General features: G+C 58.4%; 2 protein-coding genes. Both read right to left on the reverse strand.

Translation table 11 applies throughout. The features are described 5' to 3' along the window. Positions 1–168 (reverse strand): hypothetical protein (locus AC1DCG_RS25195; RefSeq protein ID WP_477041768.1); only part of this gene is annotated, 168 nt, incomplete at its 3' end. Between the two features lie 18 nt (positions 169–186). Then, on the reverse strand, positions 187–377 hold a 191-nt coding region (gene rpsK, locus AC1DCG_RS25200), incomplete at its 5' end, for a 30S ribosomal protein S11 (RefSeq protein ID WP_477041767.1).

The following is a 377-nucleotide window of genomic DNA, read 5'->3' on the forward strand; positions in this document are numbered from 1 at the left end:
ACGCAGTTGGGTGCCGTAGTCGGACTGGCGACCGCGGCGTTGGCCGTGGATACCAGGTGCTGCTTCGATGTTGCACTTCGATTCGATCGCGCGCACGCCGCTCTTCAGAAAGAGATCGGTGCCTTCGCGACGAGCGAGTTTGCATTTTGGACCAATGTAACGAGCCATTCTTTACAATCTCCTGGATTACACGCGGCGCTTCTTCGGCGGACGGCACCCGTTGTGCGGGATTGGCGTCACGTCGGTGATGCTGGCGATCTTGTAGCCACAGCCGTTCAAAGCGCGGACTGCGGATTCACGACCTGGACCTGGACCTTTGACGTTAACGTCGAGGTTTTTCAGGCCGTATTCCAGCGCAGCTTGACCAGCACGTTCAG

It is taken from the genome of Caulobacter sp. 10L414 (genome assembly GCF_056395525.1).